This is a genomic window from Nonomuraea sp. C10, from assembly GCF_008017515.1.
Lineage (GTDB): Bacteria > Actinomycetota > Actinomycetes > Streptosporangiales > Streptosporangiaceae > Nonomuraea > Nonomuraea ferruginea.
Genome location: NZ_VPFF01000003.1, coordinates 1623252 through 1642904, shown reverse-complemented (window position 1 = coordinate 1642904; position 19653 = coordinate 1623252). Strand labels below are relative to the sequence as shown.

General features: G+C 71.7%; 22 protein-coding genes. 8 read left to right on the top strand and 14 right to left on the bottom strand.

The features are described 5' to 3' along the window. Positions 1-170: 170 nt before the first annotated feature. The 7 genes from FR742_RS39430 to FR742_RS39400 form a co-directional block, all read right to left on the bottom strand. Positions 171-491: a TadE family type IV pilus minor pilin gene (locus tag FR742_RS39430; RefSeq protein ID WP_261809028.1), complete on the bottom strand. Its 321-nt coding sequence runs from the start codon at positions 489-491 to the stop codon at positions 171-173. Between the two features lie 35 nt (positions 492-526). After that, positions 527-760, bottom strand: a complete 234-nt coding sequence (locus tag FR742_RS39425) for a DUF4244 domain-containing protein (protein WP_148036299.1) — start codon at positions 758-760, stop codon at positions 527-529. Positions 761-1282: 522 nt separating this feature from the next. Next, complete coding sequence (locus FR742_RS39420; protein WP_148036298.1) at positions 1283-2065, bottom strand: type II secretion system F family protein; 783 nt, start codon at positions 2063-2065, stop codon at positions 1283-1285. A gap of 77 nt (positions 2066-2142) precedes the next feature. Next, on the bottom strand, positions 2143-2850 hold the full coding sequence (locus FR742_RS39415) for a type II secretion system F family protein (RefSeq protein WP_148036297.1): 708 nt from the start codon (positions 2848-2850) through the stop codon (positions 2143-2145). Beyond that, the gene (locus FR742_RS39410; protein ID WP_148037238.1) at positions 2847-4100 is read right to left on the bottom strand and encodes a TadA family conjugal transfer-associated ATPase; all 1254 of its coding nucleotides are present in this window, start codon (positions 4098-4100) and stop codon (positions 2847-2849) included. Before FR742_RS39410 ends, FR742_RS39415 begins: the two co-directional genes overlap by 4 nt. A gap of 32 nt (positions 4101-4132) precedes the next feature. Then, positions 4133-5173 (bottom strand): septum site-determining protein Ssd, encoded by a 1041-nt coding sequence (ssd, locus tag FR742_RS39405; protein ID WP_148036296.1) that lies wholly within the window; start codon positions 5171-5173, stop codon positions 4133-4135. A 710-nt stretch (positions 5174-5883) separates the two neighbouring features. After that, positions 5884-6666 carry a Fic family protein gene (locus FR742_RS39400; RefSeq protein ID WP_261809027.1) on the bottom strand — a complete coding sequence of 261 codons (783 nt, stop codon included), beginning with the start codon at positions 6664-6666 and terminating at the stop codon, positions 5884-5886. 248 nt (positions 6667-6914) lie between these two features. Between FR742_RS39400 and acs the strand changes: the two genes are divergently transcribed. The 4 genes from acs (at position 6915) to FR742_RS39380 (ending at position 10978) form a co-directional block, all read left to right on the top strand. Next, positions 6915-8888, top strand: coding sequence for an acetate--CoA ligase (acs, locus tag FR742_RS39395; protein WP_148036294.1), 1974 nt, complete (start codon positions 6915-6917; stop codon positions 8886-8888). 278 nt (positions 8889-9166) lie between these two features. Next, complete coding sequence (locus FR742_RS39390; protein WP_148036293.1) at positions 9167-9613, top strand: phage holin family protein; 447 nt, start codon at positions 9167-9169, stop codon at positions 9611-9613. Further along, complete coding sequence (locus FR742_RS39385) at positions 9603-10523, top strand: alpha/beta fold hydrolase (RefSeq protein ID WP_148036292.1); 921 nt, start codon at positions 9603-9605, stop codon at positions 10521-10523. The genes FR742_RS39390 and FR742_RS39385 overlap by 11 nt, the downstream gene beginning before the upstream one ends. Beyond that, on the top strand, positions 10520-10978 hold the full coding sequence (locus FR742_RS39380; protein WP_148036291.1) for a DUF309 domain-containing protein: 459 nt from the start codon (positions 10520-10522) through the stop codon (positions 10976-10978). The genes FR742_RS39385 and FR742_RS39380 overlap by 4 nt, the downstream gene beginning before the upstream one ends. Here FR742_RS39380 and FR742_RS39375 read toward each other — a convergent pair. Then, positions 10975-12168 carry a MarP family serine protease gene (locus FR742_RS39375; RefSeq protein ID WP_148036290.1) on the bottom strand — a complete coding sequence of 398 codons (1194 nt, stop codon included), beginning with the start codon at positions 12166-12168 and terminating at the stop codon, positions 10975-10977. The genes FR742_RS39380 and FR742_RS39375 overlap by 4 nt on opposite strands. An 82-nt stretch (positions 12169-12250) precedes the next feature. Here FR742_RS39375 and FR742_RS39370 point away from each other — a divergent pair, with 82 nt between their 5' ends. Further along, positions 12251-12769, top strand: a complete 519-nt coding sequence (locus tag FR742_RS39370; RefSeq protein ID WP_148036289.1) for a HEAT repeat domain-containing protein — start codon at positions 12251-12253, stop codon at positions 12767-12769. On the opposite strand, the gene FR742_RS39365 is transcribed toward FR742_RS39370, so the two are convergent. Both FR742_RS39365 and nth read right to left on the bottom strand, forming a co-directional pair. Further along, a complete protein-coding gene (locus FR742_RS39365; RefSeq protein ID WP_148036288.1) occupies positions 12746-13393 on the bottom strand; it encodes a CoA pyrophosphatase in 648 nt (215 codons plus the stop codon). The genes FR742_RS39370 and FR742_RS39365 overlap by 24 nt on opposite strands. 39 nt (positions 13394-13432) lie before the next feature. Then, positions 13433-14164: an endonuclease III gene (nth, locus tag FR742_RS39360; RefSeq protein ID WP_148036287.1), complete on the bottom strand. Its 732-nt coding sequence runs from the start codon at positions 14162-14164 to the stop codon at positions 13433-13435. Between the two features lie 348 nt (positions 14165-14512). Here nth and FR742_RS39355 point away from each other — a divergent pair, with 348 nt between their 5' ends. Continuing rightward, entirely contained in the window at positions 14513-15193 is a 681-nt protein-coding gene (locus tag FR742_RS39355) for a Crp/Fnr family transcriptional regulator (RefSeq protein ID WP_148036286.1), read from the top strand. Here FR742_RS39355 and FR742_RS39350 read toward each other — a convergent pair. The 4 genes from FR742_RS39350 to FR742_RS44920 are packed head-to-tail and all read right to left on the bottom strand — an operon-like array spanning position 15175 to position 17435. Next, complete coding sequence (locus FR742_RS39350; protein ID WP_148036285.1) at positions 15175-15963, bottom strand: MBL fold metallo-hydrolase; 789 nt, start codon at positions 15961-15963, stop codon at positions 15175-15177. The two genes, FR742_RS39355 and FR742_RS39350, sit on opposite strands and share 19 nt — an antisense overlap. After that, positions 15960-16775, bottom strand: coding sequence for an NUDIX hydrolase (locus FR742_RS39345; protein ID WP_261809026.1), 816 nt, complete (start codon positions 16773-16775; stop codon positions 15960-15962). Before FR742_RS39345 ends, FR742_RS39350 begins: the two co-directional genes overlap by 4 nt. A gap of 49 nt (positions 16776-16824) precedes the next feature. Then, complete coding sequence (locus tag FR742_RS39340; protein ID WP_148036284.1) at positions 16825-17283, bottom strand: RidA family protein; 459 nt, start codon at positions 17281-17283, stop codon at positions 16825-16827. Continuing rightward, positions 17280-17435 carry a hypothetical protein gene (locus FR742_RS44920; RefSeq protein WP_090945153.1) on the bottom strand — a complete coding sequence of 52 codons (156 nt, stop codon included), beginning with the start codon at positions 17433-17435 and terminating at the stop codon, positions 17280-17282. The genes FR742_RS39340 and FR742_RS44920 overlap by 4 nt, the downstream gene beginning before the upstream one ends. Positions 17436-17511: 76 nt before the next feature. Here FR742_RS44920 and FR742_RS39335 point away from each other — a divergent pair, with 76 nt between their 5' ends. Together FR742_RS39335 and FR742_RS39330 are read left to right on the top strand one after the other, a co-directional pair. After that, positions 17512-18513: an ArsA-related P-loop ATPase gene (locus FR742_RS39335; RefSeq protein ID WP_187281586.1), complete on the top strand. Its 1002-nt coding sequence runs from the start codon at positions 17512-17514 to the stop codon at positions 18511-18513. Beyond that, positions 18510-19637 (top strand): ArsA family ATPase, encoded by a 1128-nt coding sequence (locus FR742_RS39330; protein WP_148036283.1) that lies wholly within the window; start codon positions 18510-18512, stop codon positions 19635-19637. Before FR742_RS39335 ends, FR742_RS39330 begins: the two co-directional genes overlap by 4 nt. Positions 19638-19653 lie beyond the last annotated feature (16 nt).

Sequence of the window (19653 nt, the reverse complement as noted above, 5' to 3'; positions counted from 1 at the left end):
TCGGTTCTCGCTGCCGCACGGGCGGTCTGCACGTGAGGTCAGGATTCGGTTCTCGCTGCCGCACGGGCGGTCTGCACGTGAGGTCAGGATTCGGTTCTCGCTGCCGCATGAGCGGTCTGCACGTGAGGCCAGGGGTTCTGGCTGCCGCACGGGCGGTCCGCACCGTGAGGTCAGGATTCGGTGGGCGCGGTGGCGGACGCGGTCACGTGGATCGCGGGCAGGGCGGGGCCCCAGGGCGGGCGGACGGCGAGCGAGATGTGCACGGTCGTGTGTTCTGGGGTGCGGTTCACAGTTACCTCTGCTTCGGAGCGGGTGGCTGAGCGGGCGAGGTCTCGTACCTGATCGAGACGCTCGCCCCTGGCCGCGGCGCGAGCGGCGGAGCGGGCGGCGTCGACGCATTCGAGGTGGGCTCCGACGGCCTGGATGGCCCACAGCGCCGCCGCGAGGACGACCATGAGTGCGGGGAGCATCGCGGCCGTTTCGGCGGTCACGGAGCCTTTTGACGACCTCCGGCGCGCGTGGCCGGTCATCCCTTGGTGTTGAGCGCCCGGTCTATCAGCGAGGAGAGCATCTCCTGCACTTCGGGACTGCTGACCACCTTGAAGAGCAGAGCGGCGAAGGCGCAGGCGGCGATGGTGCCGACCGCGTACTCGGCGGTGGACATACCCCTGTCGCGGGCGGCTCCCGCCAGGCGGGCCTGCCTGACGGACCACCAGCGGCGGTGGCGGGTGCGGAGCGACAGGTTCTTGTGGTCCTGCATCGTGCCTCCAGGAAGATCGGGCCGGGGCGACGCCCCGGGGTGCGGGTCCAAGATTCGCTTGGACCGGCATGGGCCCAAGGGGCCGAGCGCCGTTCTGTGGATAAGCGAGTACGTGGCGCCGAGGCTGTGGAGGGAGCACCCGTGAACGGAGGCGGGATCGGGTGGACGCGACGTTGGGTGGACGCGACGTTGGGTGGACGCGACGTTGGGCGGACGCGAGGTTGAGCGGACGCGGAGGTTGAGCGGACGCGAGATTGAGCGGACGCGGAGGTTGGGTGGACGCGAGATTGAGCGGACGCGAGATTGAGCGGACGCGGAGGTTGAGCGCACGCGGGCCCGGTGGACCTGGTGGCATGGTCTCGTCAGCGGACGCGTGCTCGCCGGAACGAAGCGCTCTCGTCAGCGGACGCGAGCCCGGCTGACCCAGCGGTGCTGTCTAGGCAGCGGATGCGAGCTTGCTGAAGCCGGTGGAGCACTCTCGTCAGCCGACGCGAGCCCGGTGGAACCGGCGGAGCGCTCTCGTCAAGGGAGGACGATCGTGGTGGCCAAGCCTGCTACCACGGGGACGATTCCCAAGAGGACGAAGGCCGGGAGGAAGCAGAGGCCCAGGGGTGCCACCGCTTTGACGCCCACACTGCGGGCCGCGGCCACCGAGGCGGCCCTTGACGTTTCGCGGGCGTCGTCCGCCAGGCGGGTCAGGATGTCGGCCACGGGGGCGCCGCTCTGGGACGCTCGGATCATCGCTCGGGCGAGTTGGGCTGTGGCCGGGTCGCGGGACAGGTGGGTCCAGGTCGGCTCGGGGTCGGCGCCGAGTTTGAGCTGGGCGGCCACCCAGGTGAGTCTCAGCCCGAGGGGGCCGCCTATCGCCGTGGCGGCGGTTTCGGTGGCGGCGCTGGTGGGCTGCCCCGCGAGCAGGCAGGCGGACATGAGGTCGGCGGCGAACGGCAGGTCCGCGGTGATCCGGTTGCGGTCGCGTTCGAGCTCTGGCGGATCTCTGCGGTGAAGGGCTGCCGCGGTGACGGGGGTGGCGAGGAGGGCCGTGACGATGCCGGGGACGCCGCCTACCAGCAGGGCGACGACGACACTCAGGCAGAGCGACGGGACGAGGGTACGGCTTGAGAGCCGATGCCCGGTCTGCGCCCTGTCAGTGAGCCAGACGGGCGGAGGTGGGTCGGCGGGACGGGATCCGTTCTGCCGGGGTGAGGGCTCGGGGATCAGGCGCGCGAGGCGTTGCGCGGGAGTGGTGGGCGAAGTCCAGAGGTAAGCCGCCAGGGCAGTGCAGAGGATGGAGGCGAGCGCGAGCATCGGGTGGTCCTAGCTGTGACGGAGGTCGGAACTTTCCGCAGCGGATGGGTTTTGACGCCTGGCCTTGTAAGGGCGGGTCAGGGGTTCACCGCTTTGGTGGCCATGCGGTGGGTCCACCAGAGGCCGCAGGCGTCCAGGGAGATGCCGGCGGCGAGGCAGAGGAGGCCGGGGACGCCGCCCAGCAGGAAGGTGAGGGGACGCATGCCCAGGGCGGCGGCCATCAGGAGGCCCAGCGCCGGGAGGATGGCCAGCATCCTGGCTGTCGTGCGAGGGCCGGCCAGTTGGGCGGCGACGTCCTGCCGGTGGGCCTGGGAGGCGCGCAGGGTCGCCGCCACGCGGTCCACGAGGGCGCTCAGGCCGGCGCCGACCGTCACGCTGACGTCCCAGCAGGCGGCGAGGCGGCGCAGGCCCTCGCCGCCCTCCTCCGGGGCGGCCCGGAGCAGGGCAGCGGAGACGTCGCCGCCGTCTCTGGCCGCGGCCGACACGGGGCGGAGGGCGCCGGGGTCCGGCAGGTCGACGGCGTCGAGTGCTCTGGACAGGGCCTCGCCGGGGGTTCGGCCCGCTGACAGCTCGGCGGTCATCGCGTGGCACAGCTCGATCGACGCGCGGCGCCAGGCGTCGGCTCGGCGTGACCTGCTCGGGCGGGCGAACAGGGCCTTCAGGCTGGGCGGGCGCGGCTCGTCGTCGTGGTGGGTGAGCCTGGCCAGACGGAGGGTGGCGGCGTCGGGGCTGGTCCAGAGCCATACGGCGAGCGCGATGAGGAAGGCGGCGGCCACGGCGGTCATGACGCGGACTCCTCGGGAGAGGGAGCCTGGCCGGTGGGGAGAGGGCGAGGACTCCCGGACGGCTGGGCTTCTCGGGAGGGCGGAAAGGGCGGGGAGTCGCCCGTCAAGGTTGTGTAGGCGGGGCCTGGGTGTGCGCGGCCTTCGGGGGTGAAGGTCACGGCGGGGATGGCTCGTACGAGGTCGTCGTCGGTTCTGGTCAGGAGGCGGATCTCGGAGATGCGGCGTCTGCCGTCGGTGCGGCTGCGGGTGAGGTGGATGACGACGTCCAGGGCGGCCGCCAGCTGGCTGTGGACGGCTTGTCTGCTGAGGCCCGCGGCGCAGCCCAGGGCCTCCAGGCGGGGCGGGACGTCGGCGGCCGTGTTGGCGTGGAGGGTGCCGCAGCCGCCCTCGTGGCCCGTGTTGAGGGCCGCGAGGAGGTCGACCACTTCCGCGCCTCTGACCTCGCCGACCACCAGGCGGTCGGGGCGCATGCGCAGGGCCTGGCGGACGAGGTCGCGCAGGCCCACGCCTCCCGCGCCCTCGACGTTGGCGGGTCTGGACTCCAGGCGGACCACGTGCGGGTGGAGCGGGCGGAGCTCGGCGGAGTCCTCGACCAGGAGGAGGCGTTCGCCGGGGTCGGCCAGGGACAGGAGGGCGGAGAGGAGGGTCGTCTTCCCCGTGCCGGTGCCGCCCGAGATCAGGAAGGCTCTCCTGGTGGTGACCAAGGTGGTGAGGATCGGGACGGCGGCAGGGGTGATGGTCCCCGCCGCCACCAGGTCGGGCAGGGTGAACGTGCGGCGGGGCGGCAGGCGCAGCGAGACGCAGGTGCCTCCCGAGGCGATCGGAGGGAGGATCGCGTGGAGGCGGACGCCTCCGGCGAGGCGGGCGTCCACGTACGGGGAGGCGTCGTCGAGGCGGCGGCCCGCCGCGGCGGCCAGGCGCTGGGCGAGCCTGCGGACCGCGGCGTCGTCGGTGAAGGTGACGGGGGTGAGGCGCAGGCCCCTGCCGTCGTCGACCCATACCTCGCGGGGGCCGTTGACCAGGACGTCCGTCACTTCGGGCGCGGCCAGGAGCGGCTCCAGCGGGCCCGCGCCGATGAGGTCGGCGCAGAGGGCCCGGGCGACGGCGAGGATCTCAGCGTCGCCGTAGACCGCCCTCTCGGCGCGGAGTGCCACGGCCACCTGGGCGGCCGTGGGTTCGGCTCCCGCTCTGGCGAGGCGTACGCGGACGGCTTCCACGAGCTCGGGGGTTACCTGCACGGTGGTCTCGATTCGGGTGGGATCGCGGGCGGTGGCCGAAGGGGTCACGCCGGGAGGAGGTCGTGGAGGAGCGTCGTGCAGAGGGCGCCGAGGGTGGTGCGGGGGCCCAGTCTGGGGAGTTCGCCGCGGTTGAGCGTGGCCGTCAGGCGGGGGTGGTCGGGCAGGTGGGCGGCGGCGGGGATGGACAGGGAGGCCGCCGCCGCGTCGGCGCCGAGGACGCCGGGGCGGATGACGGCGCGGATGTCGGAGGTGTGCTCGGCCGCCTGCCGCAGGACCTGGGCGGCGGACAGGACCCCGCGGACGTCGGCCGTGACCACCAGGAGGGTGGTGGTGGCCCTGCCCAGGGCTTCGGCGGCGGCCGCGTCGAGGTGGCGGGGAAGGTCGACGATCACCAGGTCGAAGCCCCGGCGGCCGGCTTCGAGGACCGAGCGCATGGCCTCCTTGGGGATGGGGCGGACCTCGCCCCGGTGGAACGACAGGACCGCGAGGTCGCCGAAGCAGGGAAGGGCTCCTTGAAGGGCCGAGGAGCTGATGCGGCCCTGCCTGGCCACCAGGTCGGCCCAGCGGGCCCCCTGCGTCTCCTCCTGGCCCAGAAGGGCGTCCAGGCCGCCGCCCAGCGGGTCGGCGTCGACCAGGAGGGTGCGGAGGCGGTCGCCGGAGGCTCTGAGCGCCAGGCACGCCGACAGGACGCTGGCGCCCGCGCCGCCCCGGCCGCCGATGACGCAGAGGACCGCGCCGGACCGCGGGTGGGGCTCCATGGCGTCGGCGAACTCCTCGACCAGGCGGCGCTCCTCGTCGGGGAGGGGCACGACGGCCTGGGCGCCGACCGAGACGCAGCGGCGCCAGGTGTCGGGGTCGTCGGGGGCGCGGGTGACGAGGAGCACGCGGTCTCTGGCGGGAGGGGCGCAGGCGGCGACGGCGTCGGCGAGGTCGGCGCCGACGACCACCAGCGGGGCGAGGCTCCAGAACGGGCGGGCGTGGGCCGGCGCGTGGGCCACGTCGATCTGGGCGCCGGCCGCGGCGGCGACGCGGACCAGGTCGTCGAGCAGGTCGCGGTCCTCGGTGATGACCAGTGGGCGATTCATCGGACTCCCTCGGGGTCGGGGAGGTCCGACCATGCCCGGGACGAGGCCGGGCGCGGGGAGGCGAACGCGGTTCTGGGGATGACGGCGCAGGCCGTGCACAGGCTGTGGACGACGGCTACGGGCGAAGTCCGGAAATGGGGCGACCCCCGCCGGGGGGGAGAGCGGGGGTCGCCTGTTCGGTCCGGCTCCGGGGGGGTAGAGCCGGTCCCGTTTCAGAAGAAAGCTTTCATCACTTCACCGGAGCATGGCAAGGGACTTGGAAACCCAACCCATGCGCAGTCACTCCAGTTTCTGGTGATACCACCGTATGCTGCCCGATCCACTCGAGTTTCGTCGAGGCGCAATCTGGTATTTCCGCCAAGTTTTTTCGTAATCGCATAACGATCACATAAAGCCGATCACGGACAGTGATCATCACGGCTTGATAACCACGCCCCGTACCGCGACGCCGATCCGCCACACCGGACACGCGGCCAACCTCCGGTAAAGGTCTTGCTCCCGGGGGTTCCCATCAGGGCTGATCCGTCATAGAAAGGTGTCACGGACCAGTGGTCCGGGTGCATCAACCGGGTACCCACGCGCGACCAGCCGCGGGAGGCGCGTCGTGACGGGCTTGACCCGCTCCGACGAATTGAGGTGCACGCTTGGTAACCCGGCGTGATGCACCGGCGGACGGCGTCTCTTGACAGAGGCGCCGTCAGCTACGTTTCTCAGCCTCTTTGCATGGCTTCGCAGATGGCGACCGCTTCCCGCACCCCCAGGCTTACCGCAGAGGCACATTGCTGTATCCACTGGGCCACGCCCTCGGGTGTGCCGCTCAGATAGGCCCGCAAGCCCTCGGCGTACGGCAGCTCCAGATGCCCCACCTCGACGGCCACCAGCGACTTGGGGTCGAGCCCGTACTCCACCAGCGTGAGCCGCTCGGCGGCGCGCGCCACGACGCCGTCGGCCGTGCCGAAGGGCCGCAGCACCGCCAGCTCGGCGTGCACGACGGCGGCCAGCACCAGCGCCGGGGCGGCCTTGGTGGCGCCGTCCATCAGCAAGATCAGGCGCTCCATCCGGGCCGCGGTCTCCTCGGCGGACGGCGCCGCGCCCAGGCCGAGCGGGTCGGGAGCGGAGTCGGCGGTCCGGGGCCGGCCCAGCGCCTCCTGGCCGGTCAGTCCGGCCGCGGCGACGGTGTGCAGGCGGGCCAGCACCTGCCTGGGGGCCTTGCGCCAGGTCGGCCCGAGGCGGCCCAGCTCCGCGGAGGCGCGCAGCGCCCCCTGGACGACCGGGTCGTGCGCCTCGTCCCTGCGCAGCGCGTCGAGCGGGACGTCCGCGCCCTCGATCGCGGCGGACGCGCGGGCGCCGCGCAGCGACGACTCGGTGGACACGGCCGGGCTCGCCCGGCGCAGGACGCGGTGGCGGTAGAGCCGGTCGACGGCCTCCCGTGCGGCGTCGACCGCTTCGGACACACCGGGAAGCCGCGCGAGGGCGGCCAATGGGTCACTCACGGATATCGACCATACCCGCGGGTAGAGGATCACCCTCGCGGGGCCCATAAAGCCGCCTCCAATTGGCGCGCTCCAAGCAGGACATTTCAGGATGACAACGTTTCAATAGCTTTTGTCATTCAAATCGGCAAGCTGTCGACTTCCTGCGCCGAACGGTACAGACCTGTCTAGACCTCTTGTGTGGGTGTGCTGTGACCTGGTGAAGTGGGACATGACCTACCCGATCTGGCCCTAGAAGGAGCGCGAAGGTGGCCCCGGAGACCCCTGGCAAAGAGAACCAGGCCCTGTCCAACTTGCTACAGGAGAACCGCCGGTTCGCGCCACCGGCCGAGCTGGCGGCGGCCGCGAACGTCACCGCCGCCGCTTACGCCGAGGCGGACGCGGATCGCCTCGGCTTCTGGGAGCGTGTCGCCGAACGGCTGACCTGGGCCAAACGCTGGGACACCACGCTCGAGTGGAACGCGCCCTTCGCGAAGTGGTTCGTCGGCGGCGAGCTGAACGTCGCCTACAACTGCGTCGACCGGCACGTCGAGGCCGGCCACGGCGACAAGGTCGCCTACTACTGGGAGGGCGAGCCCGAGGACGACTCCCGGGTGATCACCTACGCCGAGCTGCAGGACGAGGTCTGCAAGGCCGCCAACGCCCTGCGCGAGCTGGGTGTGGGCAAGGGCGACCGGGTGGCCGTCTACCTGCCGATGATCCCCGAGCTGCCGATCACCATGCTGGCCTGCGCGCGCATCGGCGCCGTCCACTCGGTGGTCTTCGGCGGCTTCTCCTCGGCGGCGCTGAAGAGCCGCATCCACGACGCCGACGCCAAGCTGGTCGTCACCGCCGACGGCGGCTACCGCCGCGGCGCCCCGTCGGCGCTCAAGCCGACCGTGGACGAGGCCGTCGCCGAGAGCCCCCAGGTGGAGAAGGTCCTGGTGGTCCGGCGCACCGGGCAGGACGTCGCGTTCGGCGACAAGGACCTGTGGTGGCACGACGTCGTCGACCGCCAGAGCACCGAGCACACCGCCGAGCCGCACGGCGCCGAGGACCCCCTCTACATCCTCTACACCAGCGGCACCACCGGCAGGCCGAAGGGCATCCTGCACACCACCGGCGGCTACCTGGCCCAGACGGCCTGGACGCACGACGCGGTCTTCGACCTGAAGCCCGAGACCGACATCTACTGGTGCACCGCCGACATCGGCTGGGTGACCGGCCACTCCTACATCGTGTACGGCCCGCTGGCCAACGGCGCGACGAGCGTGATCTACGAGGGCACGCCCGACACGCCCCACCGTGGCCGGTTCTGGGAGATCGTGCAGAAGTACAAGATCTCGATTCTCTACACCGCGCCCACGGCCATCCGCACGTTCATGAAGTGGGGCGACGACATCCCCGCCAAGTTCGACATGTCGAGCCTGCGCGTCCTGGGCTCGGTGGGCGAGCCGATCAACCCCGAGGCGTACGTCTGGTACCGCGCGAACATCGGCGGCGACCGCTGCCCGGTGGTCGACACCTGGTGGCAGACCGAGACGGGCGCCATCATGATCAGCCCGCTGCCCGGCGTGACCCACGCCAAGCCGGGCGCGGCCATGCGCCCGCTGCCCGGCATCGTCGCCGACGTGGTCGACGACCAGGGCAACAGCGTGCCCGACGGCGGCGGCGGGTTCCTCGTCATCCGTGAGCCGTGGCCGGCCATGCTGCGCACGATCTGGGGCGACGACCAGCGCTACATCGACACGTACTGGTCGAGGTTCGACGGGATGTACTTCCCCGGCGACGGCGCCAAGAAGGACGAGGACGGCGACCTGTGGCTGCTGGGCCGGGTCGACGACGTCATGCTCGTCTCCGGCCACAACATCTCCACCACCGAGGTGGAGAGCGCGCTGGTCAGCCACCCGAAGGTGGCCGAGGCGGCGGTCGTGGGCGCCACCGACCCGGTGACCGGCCAGGCCATCGTGTCGTTCGTCATCCTGCGCGGCACGGTCGAGGAGAGCGACGACATCGCGGCCGAGCTGCGCGCGCACGTGGCCAAGACGCTGGGCCCGATCGCCAAGCCCCGCCAGATCCTGGTGGTGCCGGAGCTGCCCAAGACCCGGTCCGGCAAGATCATGCGGCGGCTGCTGCGCGACGTGGCGGAGAACCGCAGCATCGGTGACGTCACGACGCTGGCCGACAGCACGGTGATGAACCTGATCTCGGAGAAGCTCCCGTCGGCCAAGGCCGAAGACTAGAAGCCCTCGTACGCGACCCCCTGCCCTGGATCATCCGGGCAGGGGGTCGCTCGTGTGCCGGACCGGCTCGGCGCTATGTTCTCGGATCGGGTAGATCTGGGAGTGATTGCGGGGCGCGTGGTGGGCAGGTTCCTGGGATGTTCGGCCGGGGCGGCGAGGCAGTCAGGCGGGCTCCACGGGTGGGACGCGGCGGTGGGGCCGGGTCCCATACGGTATGCGGGCGTCGCATCCCGCTGACGATGATTGACACGGCCGTCAGGCCTCGATAGGAGACGTTCATGCCGCAGACTCCCGAGGAAGAATCGCTGGGCTCGCTCGTCGCCCAGGCGAGCGATCACATCTCGACTCTGGTCCGTTCGGAGATCGAGCTGGCCAAGGCCGAGTTCAGGTTCGACGCCAAGCGGGTCCTCACGGCCGGGGGCCTGTTCGCCGCCGCCGCCTTCATGGCCCACCTGTGCCTGATCCTCGCCTCCTTCGCGATCGCCTTCGTGCTCGCTCAGTGGATGCCGACGTGGGTGGCCTTCCTCGCCGTGACCGTCTTCTACCTGCTTGTCGCGGGTTTGCTGGTCTACGTCGGAGTCCGCAAGCTGAAGGGGCTGGCCGGGATGAAGCGGACCGCCCGGTCGCTGAAGGGCCTCAAGGAGATCGCCCATCCGGACGAGGTCCCGGTGGCGGACGACCGACCGGTCCCGGTCAAGAGGCCGGTGACACCCGGTGGCGTCTGACGAGGCCGTCGTCCAGATCGAAGGCCCTTGGACGCACCGCACGGTGCACGCGGGGGGCACGCGGTTCCACGTCGTGGAGGCCGGCGACGGCCCGCTGGTGCTGCTGCTGCACGGCTTCCCGCAGTTCTGGTGGACGTGGCGGCACCAGCTCAGGTCGCTGCCCGAGGCGGGCTTCCGCGCGGTCGCGGTCGACCTGCGCGGCTACGGCGGCAGCGACAAGCCGCCGCGCGGCTACGACCTGCCGACGCTGGCCGCCGACGCGACCGGGCTGATCAAGGCGCTCGGCGAGACCGGCGCGATCGTGGTCGGCCACGACTGGGGCGGGCTGCTGGCCTGGACGATGGCGGTGCTCGACCCCAAATGCGTGCACCGGCTGGTGACCGTGTCCGCCCCGCATCCCCTGCGGCTGCGCAACGCGCTGCTGACCGACCCGTTCGGCCAGCTCAGGGCGAGCCGGCGGGCGTTCGGCTTCCAGCTTCCGCTGCTGCCCGAGCGCAGGCTGACCAGGCGCGGCGGCGCGCTGGTGGGCAGGCTGCTCGACGACTGGTCCGGGCCCGGGTGGCCGGACCAGGAGACCTCGCGTACGTATCGCGAGGCGTTCACGATCCCGGCCGTGTCCCACTGCGCGCTGGAGTATCACCGGTGGTTCGGCCGCTCGCAGCTCCGCCCCGACGGGCGGCGGTACGCCAGGGCCATGCGGACCGAGGTCGAGGCGCCGACGCTGCAGCTGCACGGGGCGCTCGACACCTGCACGCTGCCGCGCACCGCGCAGGGGTCGGGCCGCTACGTGGCCGCCCCGTACCGGTGGCGGCTGTTCGAGGGGGCGGGCCACTTCCCGCACGAGGAGATTCCCGACGTGTTCGACACCGAGCTGCTCGGCTGGCTCGACGACCCGGAGCCCGACCGATGAGAGACCGAGATCCGGAGGGCCGCCCGCGCAACGCCCGCCCGCGTGACGCGTTCGGCCGGCCGCTGCCGTACGGCTCGGAGGGCATGCCGAGGGTGCCCGACGACTACGCGCCCACCACCGGGCAGGCGCTCGCCGACGGCCGCCGGTTCCTGGAGGAGGGCCTGCCGTTCAGCGCGCACGAGGTGTTCGAGGGGCGCTGGAAGTGCGCCCCCGAGGAGGAGCGCGAGCTGTGGCAGGGCCTCGCGCAGATCTGCGTGGGCCTGACCCACCTGCAGCGCGGCAACGCGCGCGGCGCGCTGACGCTGTTCGCCCGCGGCGCTGCCCGGGTGCAGTCGTACGGCGACCCGTACGACGCGGTGGGCAGGGCGGCGTCCGGCCTGCACGACGACAGCGACGCCGCCGAGGCGGTCGCGCTGATCCTGGCCGAGCTGCCGGAGCCGGACGACCTGACCTAGTCGCACTGCTGGGTGTCGGCCGGGCTGGTGTCGTTCTTGCCCTGCTCGGCGTCCGGGCGGACCTCGTCGGCGGTCAGCGCGTAGCCGGTCTCCTCCTGGCTGACCGCGGCCGCGAAGATCACCCCGTACACCCGGCCGTCGACGGAGAGCAGCGGGCCGCCGGAGTTGCCGGGCAGCACCAGGCCGCGGATCGCGTACACCGAGCGGGTGACGTTGGTGTCGCGGTAGATGTCGGGGCTCTCGGCGTTGTTGATGCGGCTGCGGATGCGGGCCGGCTCGGCGGAGAAGCCCTGGCCCTTCGGGAAGCCGGCGATGATCGCGTTGTCGCCCTTCTCGGCCTCGCCGTTGAAGGCCAGCGCCGGGAGGTCGAGCCCCGGGACGCGCAGGACGGCGATGTCGCGGCGCGGGTTGTAGCGGACCACCGTGGCGGCGTGGCGCCGGCCGCTGTGGTCGACGATCTGCAGGTCGCGGGTCACCCCGGCGACCACGTGGGCGTTGGTCATGATGCGGTCGCGGGCATAGACGAAGCCGGTGCCCTCGATGTGCTTGTTGCAGCTCTCGGCGTTGCCCTGCACCTTGACGATGGCGCGGGTGGCCCGCTCCAGCTTGGCGCCCTTGAGGATGCTGCGGGGGGCCGGTTCGACGTCCACGAGCTGGCCCGCGCCGATCGCGTCGAACACCGGCGGGAACTCGGAGCGGTCGATGAACTTCTTGAACGGCTGCTGCCAGTTGCGCGCGGCCTGCGGGATCGCCTGGTCGACGGTGGTGAGCAGCAACGACCCTTTGACCTGGTCGACCAGCGGGGTGAACGAGGTCGAGACGATCAGCGACCCGATCAGCCACGCGATCACCAGCACCGACAGCGCGCTGGCGAACGTGCCCCCGACCGCGTCGGCCACCTTGGCGGGCTCCCACGTGACGTGCGAGCGCACCACGGCCCCGATGGTCGAGGAGGCGAACTGGCCGATCGTCGCGGCCAGGAAGACGATCACGATGGCGAGCAGCGCCTGCGGCGTGTCGCCGTCGACGACGGTGCGGGAGATCGGCGGCGCGATGAACACCCCCAGGACGGCCCCGCCCACGAACCCGACGAAGCTCATCACCCCGATGATGAAGCCCTGCCGGTATCCCGAGATCCCGAAAGCGATCACGAGGCCGATCAATATGAGGTCAAGCAGATCACCGCGCACGCTTCAAAGCTAACCAGGGTCTGGGTCAAGTGTGCATGTCTTCTGCCAGGACCGCCCGCGGCCCGTGGCTAACGTGATCCGCATGCCGCCGTTCGAGGGAACAGTTCGTGGTCTCATCGAGGCAGCTCTGCGCGACACCGACCCGGACGGGCCGGTGCGCTGGCAGATGATCAGCCGGCTGCGGGAGCGCGGCGATCTGGAGTGCTTCATCGAGGCCCGGCGGCTGTGCGCCGCCGACGGGACCGCCGAGCGGCTGCTGGGCGTCGACATCCTGGGCCTGCTGGGGGCGTACGTGGACCGCGCGTTGCCGATCCTGCGCTATCTGGCGGCCAGCGAGGACGACGCGGTGGTGCTGTACTCGGTGCTGATCGCCTTCGGTCATCTCGGGGACCCGCGCTCGCTGCCGTCGGTGATCGACCTGGCCGCCCATCGCGACCCGCGGGTGAGGTACGGGGCGGCCTACGCGCTGCAGCACGTGCTGGGCGACCCACCCGACCGTACAGGGCTGGCCGCGTTGCGTTCGCTGACCCTGGACGCCGACGCCGACGTGGCGGGCTGGGCCTCGCTCGGCGTGGCGCTAGCCACGGGCCGCGAGCTGTAGCACCTCGGGCGGGATCTCCTCCACCCGGTCGCGGTCCCACGGCAGCTCCAGCGCGCCCTCGCGCAGCAGCCCGTCGAGCACCGCCGCGGTGAACCCCCACACGAGCATCCCGCGCACCCGGAAGGCCGGCCCGGCGAGCCCGGCCCGGTGGCGCAGCATGAGGCGGTTGGCCGGGTCGGTCAGCTCGGTCACCGGCACCCGCTCGACGGAGTCGACCTCGTCGGGCGAGGCGGCGTGCACCGCGCACGGGTCGTGCCACCAGCCGAGCACGGGGGTGACCCGGTTGTCGCTGTGGGAGAGGTAGAGCTCGGGCATGGTGGCGAGGACGGTGACGCCGCGCGGGTCGAGGCCGGTCTCCTCCTCGGCCTCGCGCAGCGCCGCGCCGATCGGCCCGTCGTCCTCGGGGTCGACGCCGCCGCCGGGGAACGCCGGCTGGCCGGGGTGCCGCCGTCCGCGCGTGCTGCGCTGGATCAGCAGCACGTCGGGGCCGTAGGGGCCGTCGCCGAACAGCGCCAGCACCGCCGCCCTGCGTCCGCCCCGCACAGGCGGGCGCAGCCCCGGGGGGACACGGGTCTGTACGGCGTTCGCGGCGAGCTGGTCAAGCCAGTGGGGCACCTCGGTCACGACTTCTCCAACACCGCGGGGATCACCGAACTTCCCCGCTCAGGAGAAGGGACCAGAACGCACCAGTTTGCGCGCCTCCTCGACGGCGGTCGGGCCGGTGCCGTACGAGGGACAGAGCGCCGCCAGCGGGCAGACGCCGCACGCGGGCCTGCGGGCGTGGCAGATGCGGCGGCCATGCCAGATGATCCGATGGGAGAAGACGGTCCACTCGCGCTTGGGGATGAGCTCGCCGACCACCTGCTCGATCTTGACCGGGTCGGCCTCCTCGGTCCAGCCGAAGCGGCGCACCAGCCGCTGGAAGTGGGTGTCGACGGTCAGCCCCGGCACCCCGAAGGCGTTGCCGAGCACCACGTTGGCGGTCTTGCGGCCGACGCCGGGCAGCGAGACGAGATCGTCCATCTTGCGCGGCACCTCGCCGCCGAAGCGGTCGCGCAGCCCCTTGGCCAGCCCGATCAGCGAGCGGGTCTTCGCCCGGAAGAACCCGGTCGGCTTGATGATCGTTTCGAGGTCCTCGGGGTCGGCGGCGGCCATGTCGTCGGGCGTCGGATACTTGGCGAACAGCGCGGGCGTGGTCAGGTTGACCCGCACGTCGGTGGTCTGCGCCGACAGCACGGTGGCGACCAGCAGCTCGAACGAGTTGGTGAAGTCGAGCTCGCAGTGAGCGTCGGGGTAGGTGTCCGCGAGGATCCGGTTCATCTTCCTGGCCCGCCGCACCAGCCCCAGCCGGGTCTCCGGCTTGCGTCCGCGGGCGCCCGCCACGTTCGTCGCCATGCCGCAAGGGTATGGCCACCCGCCGCTTCCCGGGACATGACGCTTTCTTTCCGCGTACGAGGGAGCCAGCCATGAGAAGGAAGATCATAAATCCCCTCTTCGGGGGATTGGGCCGTTTTTATCGGTGTATGTAACGGACTGGAGGGCTCTGAGCGGGGGATGAGTAAGCATGTTGACGGTTTTGTTCGTACACTTCGGCAGGAGGATCGCACGGCTCGTCGTGGGGGGAACCATTTCGAGCCCGGCACGCGGTTCATCCAGCCGCTGAGCGGCACCCCCGGGCGAGCCTGGCTCGCCAGGTGTGCCGCCCGGAGTGGTGTGCGTCACAATGGCAGCAGAGGAGGCAGAGTGAACACCGAAGACGTGCTGGGCAAGGCCCCCCTGTTCGCCGCGCTCGACCGGGAGAGCGCCGCGGCGCTCAGGACGAGCATCACCGAGGTCCAGTTGTCCAAAGGGCAGACGATCTTCCACGAGAACGAGACGGGCGACCGGCTCTACGTCGTGCTCGAAGGCAAGGTCAAGCTCTCCCGCACCTCCCCCGACGGCCGGGAGAACGTCCTCAGCGTGCTCGGCCCGAGCGAGATGTTCGGCGAGCTGTCGCTGTTCGACCCGCGACCGCGCACGGCCACCGCGACCGCGCTGACCGAGGTGCGCCTGGCCGGGCTGGGCCACGACGACCTGCGCCCCTGGCTGACGGGCCGCCCGGAGGTGGCGCTCCACCTGCTGCGGGCGCTCGCCCAGCGGCTGCGCCGCACCAACGACGTGCTGGCCGACCTGGTGTTCACCGACGTGCCCGGCCGGGTGGCCAAGCAGCTGCTCGACCTGGCCGAGCGGTTCGGCACCAAAACCGACGACGGCATGCGCGTCCACCACGACCTCACCCAGGAGGAGCTGGCCCAGCTCGTCGGCGCCTCCCGCGAGACGGTCAACAAGGCCCTGGCCGACTTCGCGCACCGCGGCTGGCTGCGCATCGAGGCCAAGGCCGTGGTGATCCTCGACCACGACCGGCTCTACAACCGGTCCAGATAGTCGAGCTGGGCCCGCACCGACATCTCGGCCGCGGGCCAGAGCGACCTGTCGACGTCCGCGTACACGATCCGTACGATCTCCCGCGGCGTGCGCGCGCCCTGCCGCCGCGCCTCCCTGATCTGGTCGAGGCGCACCCGCCGGTGCGCGATGTAGCTGTCGAGCGCGCCGATCGGGTCGGGCAGCACGGGGCCGTGCCCGGGCAGCAGGGCCTGCGCCTCAAGGCTCTCCGCCGCCGCCCTGAGCCGGTCCAGGCTGCGCAGATAGTCGGCCAGGCCGCCGTCCCCCGCGATGATCGTGGTGCCCCGGCCGAGCACGGTGTCGCCGGTCAGCATGGCCCGGTCCTCCGGCAGCCAGAAGCAGAGCGAGTCCGCCGAGTGGCCGGGCGTGCCGTACACGTGGATCTCCAGCCCGTCCACGACGACCACGTCACCGTCGGCGAGCCCCTCGTCGCCCAGCCGGTGGCGCGGGTCCAGGGCGCGCACCGGCGCTCCGACGAGCCCGGCGAACCGCCTGGCCCCGCCGCTGTGGTCGAAGTGCCCGTGAGTGAGCAGGATCTGGGTCACCCGGCGATCCCCCAGGTGGTCGCGGACCCGGAGCAGGTGCGCCTCGTCGTCGGGCCCCGGATCGACCACGACGACCTCCCGGCCGCCGATCACCCACGTGTTGGTGCCGTCGAGCGTCATGATCGACGGGTTGGGCGCGAGGAGGTTCTCCGCGTGCGCGGTGCGCGACCCGTCGGGCGTGTCGAGCGGGATGTGCAGGCCGCTCATGCCGACTCCAGCCGGAACTCGCCGTCGACCTCCACGACCCTGGGCAGCACGGTGACGATCTCCCGCCGCTCGCCCAGCACCGACTCCACGCCGTCGTGGCGGGCCAGGTCGCCGAGGGTGCGGTACGTGGGGGGCATCAGGAAGATCTCGCCCCGGTCAGCCATGGCGAGGGCCTCGGCCGGGCGGCGCCACTCGACCTGGTCGGCCTCGCCGCCCACGTCGCGGGTGCGCTGGCCCTCGGGCAGCACGGCGACGAAGAAGCGGGTGTCGAAACGCCGCGTCTCGGCCTCGGGCGTGATCCAGTGGGCCCACGGCTTGAGCAGGTCGGACCGGAGCACCAGGCCGCGCTTGGCGAGGAAGTCGGCGAAGCCGAGGCTCCTGTCGATGAGGGCCAGCCGGTCGGCCTCCCAGTCGTCGCCCCGGGTGTCGGCGACCACGGATTCGGGGCCGGGCCCGGCGAGCAGCACCCCCGACTCCTCGAACGTCTCGCGTACGGCCGCGCACACCAGGCCCCTGGCCACCGCCTCGTCGGCGCGGAAGGCCCGCGCCCACTCGGCGGGCGACGGCCCCGCCCAGGCCACGGCCTGGTCGGTGTCGCGCGGGTCGACCGACCCGCCGGGGAAGACGTACGCGCCGGCGGCGAAGGCCATGGTCGCCTTGCGCCGCAGCAGGTAGACCTCGATGCCGCCCGCCCGGCCCGCGCGGAAGAGCGCCACGGTGGCGGCGTCCCGCGCGCGGACCGGGGCGACACGCCCGGACAGCACGTCTCTGATGTGTTCGGCGTGTTCCCGAGAGAACCGAAGACCAGCCACGATGACCTCCAACTAGAACATCACTCGGTCATAGTGACATATCCGGCTTTCAGGACACCTCGGCGATGAGCTCCACCTCGACCGGGACGTTCAGCGGCAGCGCCGCCACCCCGACCGCGCTGCGCGCGTGCTTGCCGGCCTCGCCGAACACCTCGCCCAGCAGCTCGCTGGCCCCGTTGGCGACCTGCGGCTGCCCGGTGAAGTCGGGGGCGCTGGCCACGAACACCACGGCCTTGACGATCCGCTTGACCTCGGCCAGGTCACCGACCTCCGCCTTCAGCGCGGCCAGCGCGTTGAGCGCGCAGATCCTGGCCGCCTCCTGGCCGTCCTCTACGGTGACGTCGGCGCCGAGCTTGCCGGTGAACCGCACCTCGCCCTTCACCACCGGGACCTGGCCCGAGGTGTAGACCAGGTTGCCGGTCCGCACGGTCGGCACGTACGCGGCCAGCGGCGCGACCACCTCGGGCAGCTCCAGCCCGAGGTCGGCGATCTTCTGCTCCGGAGTCACTGCTTCTCCCGCTTGAAGTAGGCGACCAGCTGCTCGGGCGTGGCGCCCTGAAGGATCTGGACCAGCTCCCAGCCGTCGGAGCCGAAGTTGTCGAGGATCATCTTGGTGTTGTGGATCAGCACCGGAGCCGTGAGGTACTCCCATTTCTTCATGGCCATCAGCGTAGTGTGAGCAATCTCCGGGGCACTCGTGGGCTTGCGTCAAATGACCGTTCGGTAGCCTCGAATCGTGGACTCTCGGGACACGGATTGGGACGGTGTGCGACTGCACGTCGTCACCGGCAAGGGCGGCACCGGAAAGACGACGGTGGCCGCCGCTCTCGCGCTCGCCCTCGCCTCGGGCGGGCGCAAGGTGCTGCTCGTCGAGGTGGAGGGCAGGCAGGGCATCGCCCAGATCTTCGACCTGCCGCCGCTGCCGTACGAGGAGCGCCGCATCGCGGTGGCCCCCGACGGGGGCGACGTCTACGCGCTGGCCGTCGACCCCGAGGAGGCCATGCTCGAATACCTGGAGATGTTCTACGGCATGCGCAGGGCGGGCCGGGCGCTGACCAAGATGGGCGTGCTCGACTTCGCCACCACGATCGCCCCCGGCTTCCGCGACGTCCTGGTCACCGGCAAGACCAGCGAGGCGGTGCGCCGGCGCGGCAAGGACGGCAAGCGGGTCTACGACGCGGTGGTCCTCGACGCGCCGCCGACGGGCCGCATCACGCGCTTCCTGAACGTCACGGAGGAGGTCGCGGACCTGGCGAGGGTCGGCCCCATCAAGAACCATTCCGATCTCGTACGAGGCGTCGTGAAAAGCCCGGAAACAGCGGTGCATTTCGTGACTTTGTTGGAAGAAATGCCCGTCCAGGAAACGCTCGACGGCCTCGCCGATCTTCAGGCGGCCGGCCTGCCCCCCGGCGGCGTCTTCATCAACATGGTGCGCGAGCCGCTCCTCCCCCAGCCGGTCCTCGACAAGGCGGTCAAGGGCCGCGTCGACACCGCCGAGCTCGTCGCCGGTCTGGAGGCCGCCGGCCTGGCCACCGGCGGCGACGCCAAGGCCCTGGCCGAGGCGCTCGCCGAGGAGCTCGCCGAGCACGCCCGCCGCACCGAGATCGAACGCGACGAGCGCGAGACCCTCACCGCCGCCGAACGGCCCAGCTACGAGCTGCCGCTGCTGGCCGACGGGGTCGACCTCGCGGGCCTGTACGAGCTGGCCGAGAGCATCCGCACCCAGGGAGCAGCGTGAGAAAGCCCGCCACCCTCGACATCGACGCCATCCTCGACGACAGCGGCACCCGCATCATCGTCTGCTGCGGCTCCGGAGGCGTCGGCAAGACCACCACCGCCGCGGCGCTCGGCCTGCGCGCCGCCGAGCGCGGCAGGTGCGCCGTGGTGCTCACCGTCGACCCCGCCAGGCGCCTGGCCCAGGCGATGGGGCTGAGCGAGCTCGACAACACCCCGCGCCGCATCGTCGAGTGCGAGAGCGGCGGCCAGCTCTTCGCGATGATGCTCGACATGAAGCGCACGTTCGACGAGATCATCGAGGCGCACGCCGACCCGGATCGGGCCCGCCAGATCCTGTCGAACCCCTTCTACCAGTCGCTGTCGTCGAGCTTCGCCGGCACCCAGGAGTACATGGCCATGGAGAAGCTCGGCCAGCTCCGCCGCTCCGACGAGTGGGACCTGATCATCGTCGACACCCCGCCGTCGCGCTCCGCGCTCGACTTCCTCGACGCGCCCGAGCGGCTCGGAAGATTTCTCGACGGGCGGTTCATCCGGCTGCTGACCGCCCCGGCCAAGGCCGGCGGGCGCAGCGCCTTCCGGATCTTCAACGCCGGGTTCGGGTTCGTCGCCGGCGCGCTGACCAAACTGCTCGGCGCCCAGGTGATCAAGGACCTGCAGACGTTCGTGTCAGCGCTCGACGCCGTCTTCGGCGGCTTCAGGCAGCGCGCCGAACTCACGTACAAGCTGCTGCAGGCGCCCGGCACGGCCTTCCTCGTGGTCGCCGCGCCGGAGCGCGACGCCATGCGCGAGGCTTCCTACTTCGTCGAGCGGCTGGCCGAGGAGCGCATGCCCCTCGCCGGCCTGGTCGTCAACCGGGTGCACGAGTCACCGGCCGCGACGCTCTCAGGAGTGAGGAGCGCCGCGGCCGCCGAGGACCTGCAATCACGGGGCGAGCACGAGTTGACCGCCGCTGTGCTGCGGCTGCACACCGGGAGGATGCAACTCGCCGCTCGCGAGCACCGGGAGCAGGACCGCTTCGTGACCGCGCACCCGACGGTGCCGGTCGCCCAGGTCGCCGCGATGTCCGAGGACGTGCACGACCTGGCCGGCCTGCGCCGCATCGGCGAGCTCATGGCGAAGGCATAAGAGTGCGGCCGGCGTC

Bases quoted from the DNA above. Each gene is read 5' to 3' on its own strand.
- FR742_RS39415 (WP_148036297.1), bottom strand. From the start codon at position 2,850: ATGACCGCCGTGGCCGCCGCCTTCCTCATCGCGCTCGCCGTATGGCTC.
- FR742_RS39380 (WP_148036291.1), top strand. From the start codon at position 10,520: ATGAGAGACCGAGATCCGGAGGGCCGCCCGCGCAACGCCCGCCCGCGT.
- FR742_RS44920 (WP_090945153.1), bottom strand. From the start codon at position 17,435: ATGAAGAAATGGGAGTACCTCACGGCTCCGGTGCTGATCCACAACACC.
- FR742_RS39350 (WP_148036285.1), bottom strand. From the start codon at position 15,963: ATGAGCGGCCTGCACATCCCGCTCGACACGCCCGACGGGTCGCGCACC.
- nth (WP_148036287.1), bottom strand. From the start codon at position 14,164: ATGGCGACGAACGTGGCGGGCGCCCGCGGACGCAAGCCGGAGACCCGG.
- FR742_RS39390 (WP_148036293.1), top strand. From the start codon at position 9,167: ATGCCGCAGACTCCCGAGGAAGAATCGCTGGGCTCGCTCGTCGCCCAG.
- FR742_RS39420 (WP_148036298.1), bottom strand. From the start codon at position 2,065: ATGCTCGCGCTCGCCTCCATCCTCTGCACTGCCCTGGCGGCTTACCTC.
- ssd (WP_148036296.1), bottom strand. From the start codon at position 5,173: ATGAATCGCCCACTGGTCATCACCGAGGACCGCGACCTGCTCGACGAC.
- FR742_RS39425 (WP_148036299.1), bottom strand. From the start codon at position 760: ATGCAGGACCACAAGAACCTGTCGCTCCGCACCCGCCACCGCCGCTGG.
- FR742_RS39370 (WP_148036289.1), top strand. From the start codon at position 12,251: ATGCCGCCGTTCGAGGGAACAGTTCGTGGTCTCATCGAGGCAGCTCTG.